This window comes from Kribbella sp. NBC_01510 (assembly GCF_045040325.1).
Classification (GTDB): Bacteria; Actinomycetota; Actinomycetes; order Propionibacteriales; family Kribbellaceae; genus Kribbella.
In genome coordinates this window covers 3,527,590-3,544,961 of record NZ_CP109418.1, presented here as the reverse complement: position 1 = coordinate 3,544,961, position 17,372 = coordinate 3,527,590, and the positions used below count along the sequence as shown (strand labels likewise).

The 17,372-nt window shown below is 69.4% G+C and carries 15 protein-coding genes; 5 read left to right on the top strand and 10 right to left on the bottom strand.

Going from position 1 to position 17,372, the window contains the following annotated elements; genetic code table 11:
• Positions 1-4: 4 nt before the first annotated feature.
• Positions 5-1,975, bottom strand: coding sequence for a glycosyltransferase family 39 protein (locus OG558_RS17635; RefSeq protein WP_405071229.1), 1,971 nt, complete (start codon positions 1,973-1,975; stop codon positions 5-7).
• A 139-nt stretch (positions 1,976-2,114) separates the two neighbouring features.
• On the opposite strand from OG558_RS17635, the gene OG558_RS17630 reads away from it, so the two are divergent.
• Positions 2,115-3,128 (top strand): pirin family protein, encoded by a 1,014-nt coding sequence (locus OG558_RS17630; RefSeq protein WP_405071228.1) that lies wholly within the window; start codon positions 2,115-2,117, stop codon positions 3,126-3,128.
• On the opposite strand, the gene OG558_RS17625 is transcribed toward OG558_RS17630, so the two are convergent.
• Positions 3,125-3,436, bottom strand: coding sequence for a cupin domain-containing protein (locus OG558_RS17625; protein ID WP_405071227.1), 312 nt, complete (start codon positions 3,434-3,436; stop codon positions 3,125-3,127). The genes OG558_RS17630 and OG558_RS17625 overlap by 4 nt on opposite strands.
• A gap of 71 nt (positions 3,437-3,507) precedes the next feature.
• Between OG558_RS17625 and OG558_RS17620 the strand changes: the two genes are divergently transcribed.
• Complete coding sequence (locus OG558_RS17620; protein WP_405071226.1) at positions 3,508-4,452, top strand: helix-turn-helix domain-containing protein; 945 nt, start codon at positions 3,508-3,510, stop codon at positions 4,450-4,452.
• On the opposite strand, the gene OG558_RS17615 is transcribed toward OG558_RS17620, so the two are convergent.
• From OG558_RS17615 to OG558_RS17605, 3 genes are read right to left on the bottom strand one after another with little or no spacing between them, the layout of a single operon-like run.
• Entirely contained in the window at positions 4,434-5,927 is a 1,494-nt protein-coding gene (locus tag OG558_RS17615) for a peptide ligase PGM1-related protein (protein WP_405071225.1), read from the bottom strand. The genes OG558_RS17620 and OG558_RS17615 overlap by 19 nt on opposite strands.
• A 41-nt stretch (positions 5,928-5,968) precedes the next feature.
• Positions 5,969-6,598 carry a phosphotransferase gene (locus OG558_RS17610; RefSeq protein ID WP_405071224.1) on the bottom strand — a complete coding sequence of 210 codons (630 nt, stop codon included), beginning with the start codon at positions 6,596-6,598 and terminating at the stop codon, positions 5,969-5,971.
• Entirely contained in the window at positions 6,599-7,864 is a 1,266-nt protein-coding gene (locus OG558_RS17605; protein ID WP_405071223.1) for a glycoside hydrolase family 18 protein, read from the bottom strand.
• A gap of 96 nt (positions 7,865-7,960) precedes the next feature.
• Between OG558_RS17605 and OG558_RS17600 the strand changes: the two genes are divergently transcribed.
• Entirely contained in the window at positions 7,961-8,401 is a 441-nt protein-coding gene (locus OG558_RS17600) for a GNAT family N-acetyltransferase (protein ID WP_405071222.1), read from the top strand.
• A gap of 10 nt (positions 8,402-8,411) precedes the next feature.
• Here the strand turns inward: OG558_RS17600 and purH are convergent, their stop codons facing one another.
• The 3 genes from purH to OG558_RS17585 are packed head-to-tail and all read right to left on the bottom strand — an operon-like array spanning position 8,412 to position 11,876.
• A complete protein-coding gene (gene purH, locus OG558_RS17595; protein WP_329484404.1) occupies positions 8,412-9,971 on the bottom strand; it encodes a bifunctional phosphoribosylaminoimidazolecarboxamide formyltransferase/IMP cyclohydrolase in 1,560 nt (519 codons plus the stop codon).
• Positions 9,968-10,600, bottom strand: coding sequence for a phosphoribosylglycinamide formyltransferase (gene purN, locus OG558_RS17590; RefSeq protein WP_329484403.1), 633 nt, complete (start codon positions 10,598-10,600; stop codon positions 9,968-9,970). Before purN ends, purH begins: the two co-directional genes overlap by 4 nt.
• Positions 10,601-10,610: 10 nt before the next feature.
• The gene (locus tag OG558_RS17585) at positions 10,611-11,876 is read right to left on the bottom strand and encodes a DUF6350 family protein (protein WP_405071221.1); all 1,266 of its coding nucleotides are present in this window, start codon (positions 11,874-11,876) and stop codon (positions 10,611-10,613) included.
• Between the two features lie 175 nt (positions 11,877-12,051).
• Between OG558_RS17585 and OG558_RS17580 the strand changes: the two genes are divergently transcribed.
• Entirely contained in the window at positions 12,052-13,383 is a 1,332-nt protein-coding gene (locus tag OG558_RS17580; RefSeq protein ID WP_405071220.1) for a hypothetical protein, read from the top strand.
• Between the two features lie 44 nt (positions 13,384-13,427).
• Here OG558_RS17580 and sucD read toward each other — a convergent pair whose 3' ends face one another.
• Complete coding sequence (sucD, locus tag OG558_RS17575) at positions 13,428-14,318, bottom strand: succinate--CoA ligase subunit alpha (RefSeq protein WP_405071219.1); 891 nt, start codon at positions 14,316-14,318, stop codon at positions 13,428-13,430.
• Positions 14,319-14,332: 14 nt separating this feature from the next.
• Entirely contained in the window at positions 14,333-15,505 is a 1,173-nt protein-coding gene (gene sucC / locus OG558_RS17570; protein ID WP_329484400.1) for an ADP-forming succinate--CoA ligase subunit beta, read from the bottom strand.
• 187 nt (positions 15,506-15,692) lie between these two features.
• Here sucC and OG558_RS17565 point away from each other — a divergent pair, with 187 nt between their 5' ends.
• Positions 15,693-17,333 (top strand): glycoside hydrolase family 13 protein, encoded by a 1,641-nt coding sequence (locus OG558_RS17565; protein WP_405071218.1) that lies wholly within the window; start codon positions 15,693-15,695, stop codon positions 17,331-17,333.
• Positions 17,334-17,372: the final 39 nt, after the last annotated feature.

The window sequence follows — 17,372 nt, the reverse complement described above, 5'->3', positions numbered from 1 at the left end:
TCCGTCACATCACCAGTTCGTACGCGGTGGTATTGCCCACCGTGGTCGCCGTGAAGTTGGCGGCGACCCAGGACTGGATCTGGCCGGCGGCGGAGGAGTCGCCGCCGCCGCTTTGGCCGCCGGAGATGTAGTAGGCGATCTTGCCTTCGGCGACCCATTCCTTGAACTGGGCCAGGGTCGGCGCGTCGTCGGTGCCGCCGAAGCCGCCGATGGCGATGACTGACTTCCCGGTGGCGAGCTCGAGCGACGCCGCCGACTGGGACCCGCTGGTCGCGGCGGCCCAGGTGGTGGTCGTCTTCGCCAGCAAGGCGGTCAGCTCGCTGCTCGCAGAGGCATTGCCGCCCATCCCGCCACCACCCTGCTGCTGGGTCGTTGTGGTTGAACCTGAGCGACTCGGTGGGGTTCCGCCAGTTCCGCCGGGGCCACCTCCGTCCCCGCCGCCGGTGCGTGTCCCGCCGCCGCCCATCGCGCTGCTGCTCGGGCCCGACGTTGGGATGGACCCGTTGTGCGTTTGCGAAGCCGTCGACACCGCGTACGCCGTACTCCCGAGACCGAGCGACACCACGAGCGCGAGCACCACGGCCGGGAGCAACCGTCGCACGTGCCGGCCGCCGATCACGAGCGCTGCACCGATCACGCCGACCGCGAGTACAACGTACTTCGCCCACGGCATGAAGACCGCCGTACGGGCGAGCAACACGTAGTCCCACGCGCCCGTCGCCAGCACCATCGCGGCCAGCGTCAGCCGCGCCGACAGCGAGGTCCGTTGCTGCCAAGCGATCCACACTCCCATCGCCACCAGCCCGGCGATCGCCGGTGCCAGCGCGACCGCGTAGTACGGATGCACCGTCCCACTCATGAAGCTGAAGACCGCCGCGGTCACGAGCAACCACCCGCCCCACAGCACGAGCCCGGCCCGCAAGCGATCGGTCCGCGGCGCGCGACGCGTCAGCCACAACCCACCGACCAACGCGATCAATGCCGCAGGCAACAACCACGAGATCTCGGTCCCGAACGCGTCTCCGAACATCCGCGTGATCCCCGCGCTCCCGCCGAAGCCGGTATTCCCGTTGCCACCACCACCGCCGTTGCCCGAACCGCCCAGCAGCCGCCCGAGCCCGTTGTAACCAAGGGCAAGCTCCAGCAGCGAATTGTTGGTCGACCCACCGATATAAGGGCGACTCGACGCGGGCCACAGTTCCACCAGCGCGACGTACCAGCCGGCACTCACGATCACCGCGCCCAACGCACCCAGCAGATGCAGCAACCGGCGGCGCAGCGACGTCGGCGCCGCGATCAAATACACCAGCCCGAGCGCCGGCAGCACCAGGAACGCCTGCATCATCTTGGTCAGGAACGCGAACCCGATCGCCACCCCGGCCAAGGCGAGCCACCGCGCCGAGGCCTTGTCCAGCGACCGTACGACGAAGTACGCCGCCGCCACCGTGAGCAGCACGAGCAGCGCATCGGGGTTGTTGAACCGGAACATCAGTACGGCGACCGGAGTCAACGCGAGCGTGGTCCCGGCGATCAGCCCGGCCGTCGACCCGGCGAGCCGGGTCACCGTCAGATAGAGCAGCCCGACGGCAGCGATCCCCATCAGCGCCTGCGGTGCCAGCACAGTGAAGCTGTTGAACCCGAGGATCCGCGCGAAGGCGGTCGCGACCCACAGCGCAGCCGGTGGCTTGTCGACCGTGATCGCGTTGCCCGCATCGAGCGATCCGAACAGCCACGCCTTCCAGCTCTGCGTCCCGGCGAGCTCGGCCGCGGCGTAGAAGCTGTTGCCGTCACCGGAAGCGGTCAGATTCCAGAGGTAGAGGAAGGCGGTGCCGATCAGGAGCCCGAGTGCGGCCGGCCGGACGTACGCCGCTTGTCCCGCCGGCCCGCGGATGACCCGACGGACGCGACCCGGTGGACGCGCCGGCGGGTCGGGGCTCACGCTGTGGGTGCGGGGTGGGTCGAGCAGGCTCGTCATCGGTCGTCTCCAGTCACGTCGAGGGGTTGCACTGGAACGATGGCAAGCGGGTCTTCGGTCACCCTGCGCGTTCGCTGGGAGGTCGCTGTGAGCCGGGAATGCCCACCGTCTTGCCGCGGTTGGGCCCGATAGTTTATTCTTGAACTACCCGAGCGAGGAGAAGACCATGCCCGCCGTGACCGTCAGCGACATCACTGTGCTGCCCCGCGTCCATCAGCCCGATCCGGCCGTCGCGAACGAGCGGGCGGTGAAGTCGGTGACGTCGGCGCCGAGCGGCTTCGAGGGCGAAGGATTCCCGGTCCGGCGGGCGTTCGCCGGAGTCGATCTGCGAGACCTCGACCCGTTCATCCACATGGACCAGATGGGAGAGGTCGAGTACGCGCCGGGTGAGCCCAAGGGCACACCGTGGCACCCGCACCGGGGCTTCGAGACCGTCACGTACATGCTCGACGGGATCATGGAGCACCAGGACTCCAACGGCGGTGGCGGTGTCATCTCCAACGGGGACACCCAGTGGATGACCGCCGGCAGTGGGCTCCTGCACATCGAGACCCCGCCGGAGCACCTGGTGCTGAGCGGTGGTCTATTCCACGGCATCCAGCTCTGGGTGAACCTGCCGAAGGCACAGAAGTGGGCTCCGCCGCGCTACCAGGACATCCGCGGTGGTGACTCGGCCCTGCTGTCCACCCCCGACGGCGGTGCGCTGATTCGCGTGATCGCGGGCTCGGTCGACGGCCACGACGGCCCCGGCTCGACCCACACCCCGATCACCTTGGTGCACGCGACCGTCAGCCCCGGCGCCGAACTGGTGCTCCCATGGCAGCCGGACTACAACGCGCTCGTCTACGTCCTCGCCGGTCAGGGCACGGTCGGCGCCGAGCGGCGCCCGATCCGCAAGGGCCAGCTGGCCGCCTTCGGCCCCGGCGACACGATCCGCACGGCGGCCGGTACGACGCAACCGCAGGCCGAACCGAATCTCGACGTACTGGTCCTCGGCGGCCGCCCGATCCGCGAGCCGGTCGCGATGGCCGGTCCGTTCGTGATGAACACCCGCGCCGAGGTCATCCAGGCCTTCGAGGACTTCCAGGCCGGCAAGCTCGGCAGCATCCCCGCCGTCCACGGCGCCCCGACGGAACTGCGCAGTACGGACTAACCCTCGGGGTAGAAGAGGAACAGGGTGCAGCCCTGGGTCGTCTGCGGGACGTGGGTCGACCCGGCCGGGCAGTGGATGAAGGAGCCGGCCGGGTAGTCGCGCGTACCGTCGTTGAACACGCCGTCCACGACGAAGACCTCCTCCGGTCCGGGGTCGTGGACGTCGATGCCCTCCCAGCTGGTCCCGGGGTCCATCTGCAAGACGTACGCCGCCGCGACCGGACCGCTCCACAACGGCCGTAACCGGATGCCGGGGAAGAGCTCGCGTACGGGCGCGTCGTGGACGGAAGCCGATTCGAAGGTCTGCATACCTCGATCATGCAGTTGTCCACAGGCTTGTCCCCAGTGTCTGGATAGTCCTGATCGGGTACTTTTCTGCCATGAGTCCGCATCGCGTCGTCGCCCTCGTGACGGCACCCCAGGCGAGCTTCGAGCTGGGGTGCGCGGCCGCGGTGTTCCGCGACGAGCGCTACCGCTTCAGCGTGTGCACCGACCGGCCCGGCCTGATTCGGACCACCGAGGGTTTCGACATGCTGGTCGCGTCCGGCCTGCGCGCTCTCGACCGCGCGGACACGATCATCGTGCCGGGCTGGCTGCCGATCGACCGGGAGCCGTCCACCGCCGTACTCCGTGCACTCGGCCGGGCACATCGACGCGGCGCGCGACTGGTCAGCATCTGCTCGGGGGCGTTCGCGCTGGCCGCGACCGGGTTGCTCGACGGCCGCCGGATCACCACCCATTGGCGGATGGCCGACGACCTGCAGCGCCGGTTCCCCGCCGTCCAGGTCGATCCGGACGTGCTCTACATCGACCACGGCGACATCGCCACCAGCGCCGGATCCGGCACCGGGATCGACCTGTGCCTCCAACTCGTCCGCAACGACCACGGCGCCGCGTACGCCGCGCAGGTCGCGCGGCGGATGGTGATGCCGCCGCATCGCGAGGGTGGCCAGGTCCAGTACCGGACCGAGGCTCCACAGTCCACCCAATCCCTGGGCGTCGTGCTCGACTGGGCAACGGACCACCTCGGCGACCCGATCACCGTCGACGACCTGGCGGCGCGGCTCAACGTCTCACCACGCACTCTGGCCCGCCGCTTCGACGAGCAACTCGGTACGGCGCCGGGCCAATGGCTCCTCGCTCAGCGCATCGCCAGAACCCGTGTCCTGCTGGAGGAAACCGAGCTTGCGGTGGAGACCATCGCAGCCCGCGTCGGGTTGTCGTCGGCAACCAACCTCCGCCGCCGCTTCCGCGCCGCCCTGCGGACGACGCCGAGTGCGTACCGTCGCGCCTTCCAGGAGGCTGGTCAACTCGGCAGACGCTGAACGGGCCGGCTGGTCCGGGGTCCGGTCAAGGTGGCGATCGTTCGGGCCGTGTCGTCGTACAAGGAGCGCGCGTGGTCGGGTGACAGGCCGATCGCGGTCAAGCCGAGGCGGCCGTCGATCGCGAGGCAGGACAACATGTGCAGGACCACGCCTGTTCCGCTGCGCCGGTCGAACTGGAGTCCCGCGTCGGAGACCGCTCGGATCACATCCACCGGCGAGAGACCGAGCCAGTTCGGGTCGATCAGGTTGTCGGTCGCGGTGTAGCACCTGGACGTTCCGTCGACGGCGCGCCAGCTCCCGTGTTCAGGCTGGTACTGCCCGGGTACCAGGTGTCGCAGAGCGCTGTAGGGATGGGTCGTACCGCCTTTGCGGAGATTGATCTCCAGCGCGTACAGGCTCCATCGCCCGGCCTCGTCGGCCGCCGCCATGAAGTCGGCGCCCAGCCTGCCGACCACGCCGTGGTCGGCGAGCGACCGTCCGATCGCGAGCCCGTGCGCCGCGAGGTCCGGCGAGTACGCCGGATTCGCGGGGAACCGGCAGCCGGAGTAGATCTGATGCGTCGCGCCACCCAGCACCTGCTCGTGTGTCGACACCACCACTACGTCGCCGTACGGCGAGATGTCGAGCTGGACACTCGGACTGGCCGCGGCCGCGCCGGTGACGAGCTCCTCCACCACCGCGCCGTGCGCGAGGTCGGCCTGGTACCAGGCCGGGGTCGCCTCGAGCTGGGACCGGATCTCCGCGTCGGTCAACTCGCGGCCGGTGGCGTCGCACAGGTCGACGACGACGTTGCCGTCGCCTGCGCCGCTGTCGTCGTGCTTGACGACGACCCCCAACGCGTCCGGCCGCTGCGCGCGAATGCCTCTGACGGCCGCGCAGACGTCATCGATCGAGCGCACCCCTTCGCAACCGGCCAAGACCGGCACGCCCGCCTCCCGGAACAGCCGGCGCCCCGCACTCTTGAACCCGAGCGGCCACAGCCCCGGCATCGTTCCGTTGATGGGGGTGTCGAGCCGGATCGCGATCTCGATCTCGTGATCGGTCACGTTCCACGGCTCGATGAAGGCCGGCCGGCCACCGATCAGCGCACGGATCCGGCGCAGCAGGTCGGGCCGGTCCAGCAGCTTCTCCGCGACCGAGCGGTGGCTGAGGTCGTCGACCGCGAGGATCCGAAGACGGTCCCGGTAGTCGATTCGACGCGACACCGGCACGAGGCTGACGTAGTACTCGAGCACCTCCCGCGACGGTGCCTCGGAACAGACGAAGACCATCTCGCAACGCTCGACGCGCGGCAACATCAGCGACGCGAGGAGATAGCGATGCTCGAGCGCGGGAAGCCGGGAGGCGTAGTGCGACAGGAACGACTCGCCGAGGCTGAACGACGGAAGGACAACGAGGACGTGTGGTGGTCCGCCCGGGCGGTTCATCGACCAGACCGCCCCGAGCCCACGCTGCAGCTCCCTGATGTCGCTCATCACCGCCCACCCCACGGCCAGCGTACGCCGGGTCGGTGGGCCTAGGAGGCGTTGTCGAGGTCGATGTAGTGGGCGATCCGCGGGTCGTCCGGGTCGGCGCCGTACGTCTCGACGAAACGGCGGGCGGTCGGCGGTCCGCCGTACTGGGGATTGAGTTCACCGCGGAGGCTCTTGAACATCAGCGCGAGGTCGATGTACCGATCACCTGTGCCGAGGCGGCTGAGGTCGAGGATGCCGGTAAAACGCAATGTCGCCGGGTCGATGAAGACGTTGGGCGCCGCGTAGTCGCCATGCGTGACGGCGTCGCCTGCACCCGGGAACGGCGACCTGAACGGGCAGTCCGTCAGCTCGTCCAGCGCGCGCAGCCCGTCAGCGATCGCACTCAACACACCCGGTCGATCGCGCGCCGGCCACGGCTGGGACGCGTCGCGGCCGGTGAGTTCGGTGGTCAGCAGCCAATTGTTGCCACGGTCAACGATCCGGGGGCAGGGGAAGCCGGTCGAGCCGAGCCAGGCCAGCCGGTCGGCCTCGGCGTCGACGCCCGGTCCGGCCTTGTAATACAGGCGTTCCGGGCCGCGATCGAGCCGGACGACGGTCGCCGCGGAGTTACCGAGGTGGATCGGCTCGGCACCGTCAGCACCGAACCGATCCACCAGCGCATCAAGATCCACTCACCGAAGGTTACGGTGCAACGCCGAGATCAGCTCCCCATTTCCGGTGTCGCCGTCGAGCGACCAGATCATCGCGCCGCCGAGATCGCGCTGCGAGATGTACTGCGCCTTGCGCTGCATCTCGACCGGGTCGTCCCAGGTCCAGAACGTCGTACCGTCGAACAGCCAGGCGAACCCGGCCTTGTTGTCCCGGTAGACGCTGTAGTTGGACAGTGTCGCCTTGAGCAGGCGGTAGTCCTCCGTACCGGCTTCGTACGTCGCCGGCGCGGGGCCGGTCGAGGGCTGGAACAGGCCGTGGTTCTGGTCCGTGACGCCGGTCCAGCCGTGCGAGTAGAACGGCACCCCCATCACGAGTTTGCTCCGCGGCGCACCCCGGGACAGATAGGAGTCGATCGTCACCTGCGAGCTGAACTCCGGCCTGGTCGGATCACCCTTGGGCCCGTCGATCGCGGACTGCTGGTTCGTCAGCTGCTCCCACGGACCGTGGTAGTCGTAGCCCTGCGTCGTACCGAAGGTCAGGTCCTTGAACAGCTGGCGGACCTCGAAACCCTTGTCGATCATCGTGGGATTCGCCGGCAGGAACGCGGTCAGGTTGTAGCGACCGGGCCGCGACAAACGGTCCAGTTGCTTGCGGTACTCGTGCACCAGGGCGGTGAAGTTCTGCTTGTCCTCGGGCCGGATCACGTTGCCCGGGTTGCCCTCGCTGGCGGGCCACTCCCAGTCGAGGTCGACGCCGTCGAAGATCCCCTTCGCCGCACCCGCGGGCAGGCCGGGCAGGTTGCCCTTCAACCACATGTCCAGGCAGGACTTCACGTGGGCGGCTCGCGAGGCCGGCGTGAGGGCGGCGTCGGAGAAGTGCGCCGAGCCGGTCCAGCCGCCGAGTGAGATGCTGATCCGCAGCTTCGGGAACTTCTGCTTCAGCTGCTTGAGCTGGTTGAGGTTGCCGTTGAGCACCTGACCGGGCTCGTCGGCCGTGCCGTTCACGCTCTGCTCGGCGCTGAACGGGCGCTGGTAGTCGGCCCACGGATCGCTGCTCACGCAGTTCCCCTGGGCGTCGAGGAATCCGAACGCGTAGTTGATCTGGGTCAGCCGGGCGGCGGACCCGTTCTTGACCAGATCGCTGACCAGGAAGTTCCGGTCGTACCCACTCCAGTTGGTGTAGTACCCAACCACTCGCTTGCTGCTGTGCGCTTCGGCCGGTACGGCGATGGCCCCCGCCATCACGACCGCGGCCGTCACCAGCAGCCCCACACTCCGACGCTTCATCGAACCCCCAGGGACCACCTCAGCGGGACAGATGCGGTCACCCTAGGCCCGTTCCGGCGATTTACACAATGTCTCTGCGAAAACTAGTCTGGCCTGGTGATCAGACCCGCCACCGAGGCCGACGCCGACGTCGTCACAGCCATCGCCCAAGCGGCCTTCGAGCACTACATCCCGCGCATCGGAGTCCCGCCGATCCCGATGCTGCTCGACTACCCGGCCGCGATCCGCGCCGGCAAGGTATGGGTCGCGACCGACGACGCTGTGGTCGTCGGCTTCGTCCTGCTGGAAGACGAGCCGGACGCCTTGCTACTCGACGTACTCGCGGTCTCCCCGGCAGCCCAGGGCCGTGGCATCGGCTCGCACCTGCTCACCTTCGTCGAGACCGAGGCGCGCCGCCGCAGCTACACCCGCATCACCCTCTACACCAACGAGGCCATGACCGAGAACCTCGCCTACTACCCCCGCCACGGCTACGTCGAAACCACCCGCGAAACCGTAGCCGACCGCCACCGCGTGTTCTTCCAGAAGACCCTGTGATGCCTTTGAGTTAGTGGAAGAAGTGGCGGGTGCCGGTGAAGTACATGGTGATGCCGGCCTTCTGGGCGGCTTCGATGGCTGCTTCGTCGCGGATGGAGCCGCCGGGCTGGACTACTGCTTTGACGCCGCCTTCGATGAGGACCTCGAGGCCGTCGGGGAACGGGAAGAAGGCGTCGGAGGCGGCGACGGAGCCGGTGGCGCGGTCGCCGGCGCGGGAGACGGCCAGGCGGCAGGAGTCGACGCGGTTGACCTGGCCCATGCCGACGCCGACCGAGGCGCCGTCGGAGGCCAGCAGAATCGCGTTGGACTTGACCGCACGGCAGGCCTTCCACGCGAAGGCCAGGTCCGCCAGCACCTCGGGTGACGCGGCTTCGCCGGCCGCGAGCGTCCACGCGGACGGGTCGTCGCCGGGAGCCTGGAACCGGTCGGTGTGCTGCAGCAGCAGGCCGCCACTCACCGCGCGCATCTCCACCTGCTCGGCCGAGGACAGAGCCGGCGCGACCAGCAACCGGATGTTCTTCTTGCCCTGCAGGATCTCGACCGCACCGTCCTCGTACGCCGGCGCCACCAGCACCTCGGTGAAGATCTCCGCGACCTGCTTGGCCATCTCCACCGAGACCGGCCGGTTCGTCGCGATCACACCGCCGTACGCCGAGACCGGGTCGCACTCGTGGGCCCGCCGGTGTGCCTCGGCGATGTCCTTGCCGACCGCGATGCCGCACGGGTTCGCGTGCTTGATGATCGCGACCGCCGGCTCGCTGAAGTCGTACGCCGTACGGCGAGCAGCGTCGGCGTCGACGTAGTTGTTGTACGACATCTCCTTGCCGTGCAACTGCTCCGCGGCCGCCAGACCACCCCGGCCGTTCACGTACAGCGCGGCCGGCTGATGCGGGTTCTCGCCGTACCGCAGCACGGCCGCCTTCTCCCAGGTCGCGCCGACCCACTCGGGGAAGCCGGTGCCCTCGGAGGTGTCGGTCAGCGCGCTGCCCATCCAGGACGCAACGGCAACGTCGTACGACGCCGTGTGCACAAAGGCATCCACCGCCAGCCGCTGCCGCTGCTCCAGCGAGAAGCCACCTGCGGCCAACGCCTCCAGAACCTCGCCGTAGCGCGACGGAGACACCACAACCGCAACGTTGGCGTGGTTCTTCGCGGCACCGCGGACCATCGAGGGACCGCCGATGTCGATCTGCTCGATGCACTCGTCCACCGACGCGCCGGATGCGACGGTCTCGGTGAACGGGTACAGGTTGCTCACCAGCAGATCGAACGGCTCGACCCGCATCTCGGCCAACTGCTCGACGTGCTCGGTCTTGCGGACGTCGGCCAGCAGACCGGCGTGCACCTTCGGGTGCAGCGTCTTCACCCGCCCGTCCAGGCACTCCGGGAACCCGGTCAGCTCCTCGACCTTGGTCACCGGTACGCCGGCCGCCGCGATCCGGCCCGCGGTGGAACCGGTCGACACGATCTGGACGCCGGCCTCGGACAGCGCCTTCGCGAGCTCCTCCAGACCCGTCTTGTCGTAGACGCTGATCAGCGCCCGGCGGATCGGCCTGCGGTCGGTGCTCACTTCAGTCGAACCTTTCGTCCAGTGATGGTCCAGCCCTCGCGGACCAGGCGGCCGACCCACTCCACCAGCTGGCGGCGTTCGACCTCCTTGATCCGCTCGGTCAGGGTTTCTTCGGTGTCGTCGTCCTCGACCGGTACGACGACCTGCGCGATGATCGGCCCGGTGTCGACGCCGCCGTCCACGAAGAACAGCGTCGCCCCGGCCACCTTGACGCCGTACTCGAGCGCGTCCCGGGGCCCGTGGATCCCGGGGAACGCGGGCAGCAGGGCGTTGTGGGTGTTGATGTACCGGTCGCCGAAGGCGGCCAGGAAGTCGTCACCGACCAGCTTCAGGAACCCGGCCGACACCACCAGGTCAGGCTTGTGCTCCGCGACCGACGCGGTCAGCGCGCGGTCCCAGTCGGACCGCTCGGCGTACTCCTTGACCTTGTGCACGAAGGTCGGCACCCCGGCGTTCGCGGCCCGGTCCAGCCCGGCGATCCCGTCCCGGTCGGCGCCGACGCCGACGACCTGAGCGCCGTACGCCGGATCGGCGCAGGCGTCGAGCAGGGCCTGCAGGTTCGACCCCGAGCCCGACACGAGCACGACGAGGCGCGCAGGATCGGGAGTGGGCGCAACGGGGTCTGTCACGCGGGAAACCTTATCGCTCGGCGTCGGCCTCGCTGTCGGCCGGTCGGCGGGACGCGACCACCGCGGCTGTGATCGAGGCCCCGATCGCCATCCCCGCGGCCAGTACGCCGGCCGCCGCCAGCGCCCCCGGGATCCCGACAGCAGACATCCGGCCAGGCCCCGCCGAGCCGCCGGACATGGCCATCAGCACGTAGAGCAACACGGCGGCGAGCAGGGCTGCCATACCGCCACGCAGGGCGAACGCATCCCAGCCCAGCGCCTCAGCGTCCTGATCCGCGAGTCCACGCCGCACCACGACCAGTCCGGCGACCGCACCGGCGACCAGCGGCACGGCAGCCGTCAGGACGAGCAGGTACGACGGTGTCGCCCCATCCGCGGGTACGGCGGCCAGCAGCGGAAGCGCAGGCAGGTTCCCGACATCCACTCCGGTCGGGGCGATCGTCGTACCCACTCCCAGCTGGAATCCGGGTCCGGCGAGGAAGGCGACGACGTACAGGATCATGTTCGGCACCAACATCAGGCAGATGGCGAACAGCACCACCGACCCGATCACGCCGGCGTCCAGGAGCTCCAGCATCCCGGTGATCCGGGAGAAGTGGATCGCCAGCAGTACGGCGTACAGGATCGAGGCGATCGCGATCACGGTCAGTACGGCGGCGATCGCGGCCGGCACGGCGTCCCGCAGACCGCTGGGAGTCGCGTCGGCGAGGTCGGCGCCCGCACCGGACTCGACCAGTACGCCGAGGGTCCCGGCCACCAGCGCGATCGACGCGGCACCGAGGAACGCGGACAGCGGACTGACCTTGAGCGGACCGTCCGCCGTGAGCAACGCCACCACGAGCGCACCGAGGCCGTAGACGACGGCGAAGGTCCCGGACAGCAGGATGAGGTCCCGGGTCCGGTCCGCGGCGCTGGTGCGGGCGGCGGACTTGCCACCGCGATACAGACACCAGCCGAAGAACAGGGTCAGGCCGAGCGGCGCGACGGTGAGAGACCCGGTGCCGAGTGTCACTCCGGCCCTGTGAGCGACCAACCAGGCCGATGCGCCCGCGCGGATCGCTCCGGAGGCGCCGCCGAAGGTCGCGGCCAGCCAGCCGATCACAGCGACCGCGGCACAGGTGAGCAGGCCGGTCAGCAGGCAGGCGCCGGCGGAGATCACGGCCGACACGACCACCGGCTTGGTCGGGGCGGCGACCGGATCCGAAGCGGGGGCGGGCCCGGGCGCCTGGTGTGGTCCGCCGTCACGGGCGCCCGGACGGCTCAGCATGTCGGTCATCTGACTCCCATCGTCCCCCCGGCGCTGGACACCACTCGTCCTGACACGCCGGATATGGAAGACTTCAGCCCGCTTGCTCACGCTCGGTTCGCAGGCCCTCGCCTGCGAGTAGCTGACGGTGGGCGGTGTGGGCCCACCGGGTACTGTCGGGTGGAATCAGTCAGGAGGTCGAGCTTTGGCCGGTTCCCACCGCGCACAGCGCGGCGGCGGTCGCGCCGCTGCACGGGAAGCGCGCCGGCAGAAGGCGCGCAAGCGGAACCAGACGATCGCCGCGGGAGCAGCGGTCGTGGTGCTGGTCGGCGGCGGCGGAGTCGCGGCGCTGAACGCGTTCGGCGGCGACAACTCGCCCGCCCAGAAGGTCGGCAGCGGCCCGTCCGACGACAAGTCGTCCGACGCGAACGTGCTCGCCGACGACAAGGTGCTGCTCGACGCCGCCACCGCGAAGCCGCTGGCCGCGACCGGCACCTGGGCGGTCGCGAAGACCTCCGACGGCAGCACCGCGCCGGAGAAGGCGTTCGTCTGCCAGTCCCAGCGGTTCGCCGACCCGGCCGGGCTGCGCACCTGGGTGCGCACCTTCCAGAACGCGACCACCAAGGACACCGCGGTGCAGTACGTCGAGGTGTCCAACGACAAGGCCGCCGCCGGCAAGGCGTACACCTCGGTCGTCGGCTGGCTGAGCCAGTGCTCGGTCCCGAAGACCCGGCTCACGACCAGCTACGTCACAACCGGGGTCGGTGAGCGCGGCGTGATCGCGGTGTTCGGCCAGCCGTCCGGCACCAAGACGCGGTACAAGACGATCGCGGTCACACTGGCCGGTCAGGCCACGATGGTGCTCGAGCACGACACCCTCGCAGCCACGCCGCCCCCGCCAGGTCCGATCCTGGCCACGGCGAACGTCGCGGCGAAGAGGATCTGCGCCCAGTCCGGCGGCTGCGGCGCCGGGGCGCCGGTGGCGAGACCGGGCCTGCTGCCGAGCAGCGAGGCGCCCGGGTTCATGGCGCCGGTCGACCTGCCGGTGCTTGACGAGATCGACAAGCCCTGGGTGAGCGCACCGGCCAAGACCGGCGGCGGCACCGGCTGCGAGCGGATGAACTTCACGAAGGCGAAGGCGACGAAGTTCGGCTCACTCACCTACGTGACGCCGGAGGCGGACGTGCCGACCGTGTTCGGCCTCGACGACACGATCGCGAAGTTCGCCACGCCGACGGCGGCGGGCGCGTTCGTCGCGCAGGTCCGCAAGAACGTGGACGGCTGCGAGAAGGACGTCTCGACCGCGAAGGTGAAGTCGACCGGCACGATCGCGTCCGGCACGATCAAGGGCGAGAGCTGGCTGGCGTCGTACGACACCGGCGGTGGGAACAAGTTCACCTACCGGATCGGCATCGCCGGGTCCGGGGACCGCGCGGTCTACCTGGTGTTCCCGGTGCTCAAGGACCTGGACATCTCGGACACGGCGTTCAACGAGACGCTGACCCGCGCGGCCGAGCGCTCCTCGACGTACAAATGAGAACGGGACCCGCGGCTGCGGGTCCCGTTCTCTGAACGCCTGGGTTACTTGGTCAGGCCCTGCATGATCTCGCGCATCAGGTTGGCGGTCTCGCTCGGCGTCTTGCCGACCTTCACACCGACGGCCTCGAGCGCCTCCTGCTTCGCGGCGGCGGTGCCGGACGAGCCGGACACGATCGCGCCCGCGTGACCCATCGTCTTGCCCTCCGGCGCGGTGAACCCGGCCACGTACCCGACGACCGGCTTGGTCACGTTTTCCTTGATGAACGCGGCCGCCCGCTCCTCGGCGTCACCACCGATCTCACCGATCATCACGATCGCGTCGGTGTCCGGGTCGTCCTGGAACGCCCGCAGCGCGTCGATGTGCGTCGTCCCGATGATCGGGTCACCACCGATGCCGATCGCGGTCGAGAACCCGAAGTCCTGCAGCTCGTACATCATCTGGTAGGTCAGCGTGCCCGACTTCGACACCAGGCCGATCCGGCCCTGGCCGGCGATGCTGGCCGGGATGATGCCCGCGTTCGACTCGCCCGGCGTGATGATGCCGGGGCAGTTCGGCCCGATGATCCGGGTGGTGCCGGACGCCTGCGCGGCGGCGAAGAACGCGGCGGTGTCGTGCACCGGCACGCCCTCGGTGATCACCACGACCAGCGGTACGGCGGCCTCGATCGCCTCCAGCACCGCATCCTTGGTGAACTTCGGCGGCACGAAGACGACCGACACGTTCGCGCCGGTCTCCTTGACGGCGTCCGCGACGGTGCCGAACACCGGCACCGCCTTGCCGTCGAAGTCCTGGCTCTGGCCCGCCTTGCGCGGGTTCACGCCGCCGACGATGTTGGTGCCGGAGGCAAGCATCCGGGTGGTGTGCTTGGTGCCCTCGGAGCCGGTCATGCCCTGGACGATGACCTTGCTGTCCTTGGTCAGGAAGATAGACATTGTTCGGCGATCCCTTACTTCGCAGCCAGCTCGGCGGCGCGCCTGGCGGCGCCGTCCATGGTGTCGACCCGCTCCAGACCGGCCAGGCCGGCCTCGTCGAGGATCCGGCGGCCCTCCTCGGCGTTGTTGCCGTCCAGCCGGACGACCAGCGGCTTGCTGACGTGCTCGTCGCGACTGGCGAGCAGCTCGAACGCCTGCACGATGCCGTTCGCGACCGCGTCGCAGGCGGTGATGCCGCCGAAGACGTTGACGAACACGCTCTCCACCTGCGGGTCGGAGATGATGATCTCCAGGCCGTTCGCCATCACCTCGGCGCTCGCACCGCCGCCGATGTCCAGGAAGTTCGCCGGTTTCACGCCGCCGACCTCCTCACCGGCGTACGCGACGACGTCGAGCGTGGACATGACCAGGCCGGCGCCATTGCCGATGATCCCGACCGAGCCGTCGAGCTTGACGTAGTTCAGGCCCTTGGCCTTGGCCGCGGCCTCCAGCGGGTCGGCCGCCGCGATGTCCTCGAACTCGGCGTGGTCCGGGTGCCGGAAGTCCGCGTTCTCGTCCAGGGTGACCTTGCCGTCCAGCGCCTCGACGTTGCCGTCCTCGAGCTTGACCAGCGGGTTCACCTCGACCAGCGACGCGTCCTCGGCGAGGAAGACGTCGTACAGCTTGACGATCTCCGGTACGACGGCGTCGATCACGTCGGCCGGGTACTTCGCGGCCACGGCGATCTCGCGCGCCAACGCCTCGTCCACCCCGGTGGCCGGGTCGATCGAGATCTGCGCGACCGCGTCCGGGTTGGTGTGCGCGACCTCCTCGATCTCCATGCCGCCGGCGGCCGACGCGATGCAGAGGTAGTTGCGGTTCGCCCGGTCGACCAGGAAGGAGAAGTAGTACTCCTCCGCGATCGCCGCGGCCGGGACGATGTTCAGGATCTTGACGACGTGACCCTTGATGTCCAGGCCGAGGATCTCGCGGGCCTTCTCCTCCGCCTCGTCCGGGCTGCTCGCCAGCTTGACGCCGCCGGCCTTGCCGCGGCCGCCGGTCTTCACCTGGGCCTTCACGACCACCCGGCCACCGATCTTCTCGGCCGCCGCGCGGGCTTCCTCCGGAGTCGTCACGACCTCACCCACGGTCGTCCGCACTCCGTGCTTGGCGAAGACCGTCTTCGCCTGGTATTCCATCAAGTCCACGACTGTGGTCCCTCTCTCGCACCTGTTCGAGTAGGCCGCGGCAGGCGGGCTGTTCCCGGAAGAGGGCACGGTCGCCGGCGCGTTCCGTCGGCCTGAGACTAGCCACCCCGGCGGGCCCGGCAACAGGCGGGGTACACGCTGAGACGACTGTCACAGGTCCTCGTGCCCGCATGTCAGGCTAGTGCGCATGACCGATCCAGCAACCAGACCAGCTGACGAGTGGTGGCGTAGCGCCGTCGTCTACCAGGTGTACCCGCGTTCCTTCGCCGATGCCAGTGGTGACGGGACCGGCGACGTGAACGGGATCCGGGCCCGGCTGCCGTATCTGGCCGACCTCGGCGTCGACGCGATCTGGATCAGCCCCTGGTACCCGTCCCCGCTGCTCGACGGCGGGTACGACGTGTCCGACTACCGGGACATCAACCCCGAGTTCGGCACCCTGGCGGACGCGGACGCCCTGATCACCGAGGCACACGCGCTCGGGCTGCGGATCCTGATCGACCTGGTGCCGAACCACTGCTCCTGGGAGCACCCGTGGTTCAAGGCCGCGCTGGCGGCCCGCAAGGGTTCCGCGGAGCGCGACCTGTTCTGGTTCCGCGACGGCAAGGAGGGCGGGCTGCCGCCGACCAACTGGCCGGCCGCGTTCGGTGGCGGCGCCTGGCAGCAGATCGAGGACGGGCAGTGGTACCTGCACCTGTTCGACATCTCGCAGCCGGACTGGAACTGGGACAACCCGAAGGTGATCGAGGAGTTCGACTCGATCCTGCGGTTCTGGTTCGACCGCGGCGTCGACGGCTTCCGGATCGACGTGGCCGACTCGATGGCGAAGGACCGGGCGCTGCCCGACGTACCGCTGCACAACGGTCAGCCGACGCGGGAGAAGTACGTCGGCAACCCGTTCTACGACCAGCCGGGCGTGCACACCATCCACCAGCGGTGGCGGGCCATCGCCGACGAGTACGCCGACACTCCGCAGGGACCCCGGGTGTTCGTGGCCGAGGCGTGGTTGTCGCCGGCCGAGCGGCTGGCGCGGTACGTGCGGTCGCACGAACTGCATTCCGCCTTCAACTTCGACGTACTGCAGTGTGCCTGGGACGCGAAGGCGTTGCGCGAGGTGATCGACCACACCACCGAGAACCTGTGGGCCGTCGGGGCACCGGCGACCTGGGTGCTGAGCAACCACGACACGATCCGGCACCGCACCCGGTACGGCCGCGACCAGCGGGACGCGTTGGAGGGTGCAGGCGTCGTACCGACCGATCTCGAGCTCGGCCGCCGCCGCGCCCGGGCCGCCGCGCTCCTCGAGCTCGCTCTTCCGGGCGGGGCCTACATCTACCAAGGCGACGAGCTCAGCCTGCCCGAGGTCGAGGACCTGCCCGAAGACGTCCTCGACGACCCCACCTGGGAGCGGTCCGGCCACACGGTCCGCGGTCGCGACGGATGCCGCGTGCCCATCCCGTGGTCAGGTTCGGAGCCGCCGTACGGCTTCGGTCCTGGCACCGCCCAGCCTTGGCTCCCCCAGCCGGCCGACTGGTCCGCTCTGACCGCCGAGGCACAGGCACCCGAACCGGACAGCCACCTCAACCTCTACAAGACGGCCCTGCGCATCCGCCGCGAGCACCCGGCCCTGGGTGAGGGCCGCCTCGCCTGGGACCAGGACGCCGCCCCCGGCGTCCTCTCCTTCACCCGCGACCCAGGCTTCCGCTGCGTGGTCAATCTCGGTGACACCCCCATCGAGCTCCGCGCCCACCAACGGATCCTGCTCAGTAGCGAGCCGGTCCCCGACGGGCAGCTGCCAACCGACGCCGCCGCCTGGCTGGAGCTCTGAAAACGCTCTGAGAAACAAGGAAACGGCCGGAGGGACCCG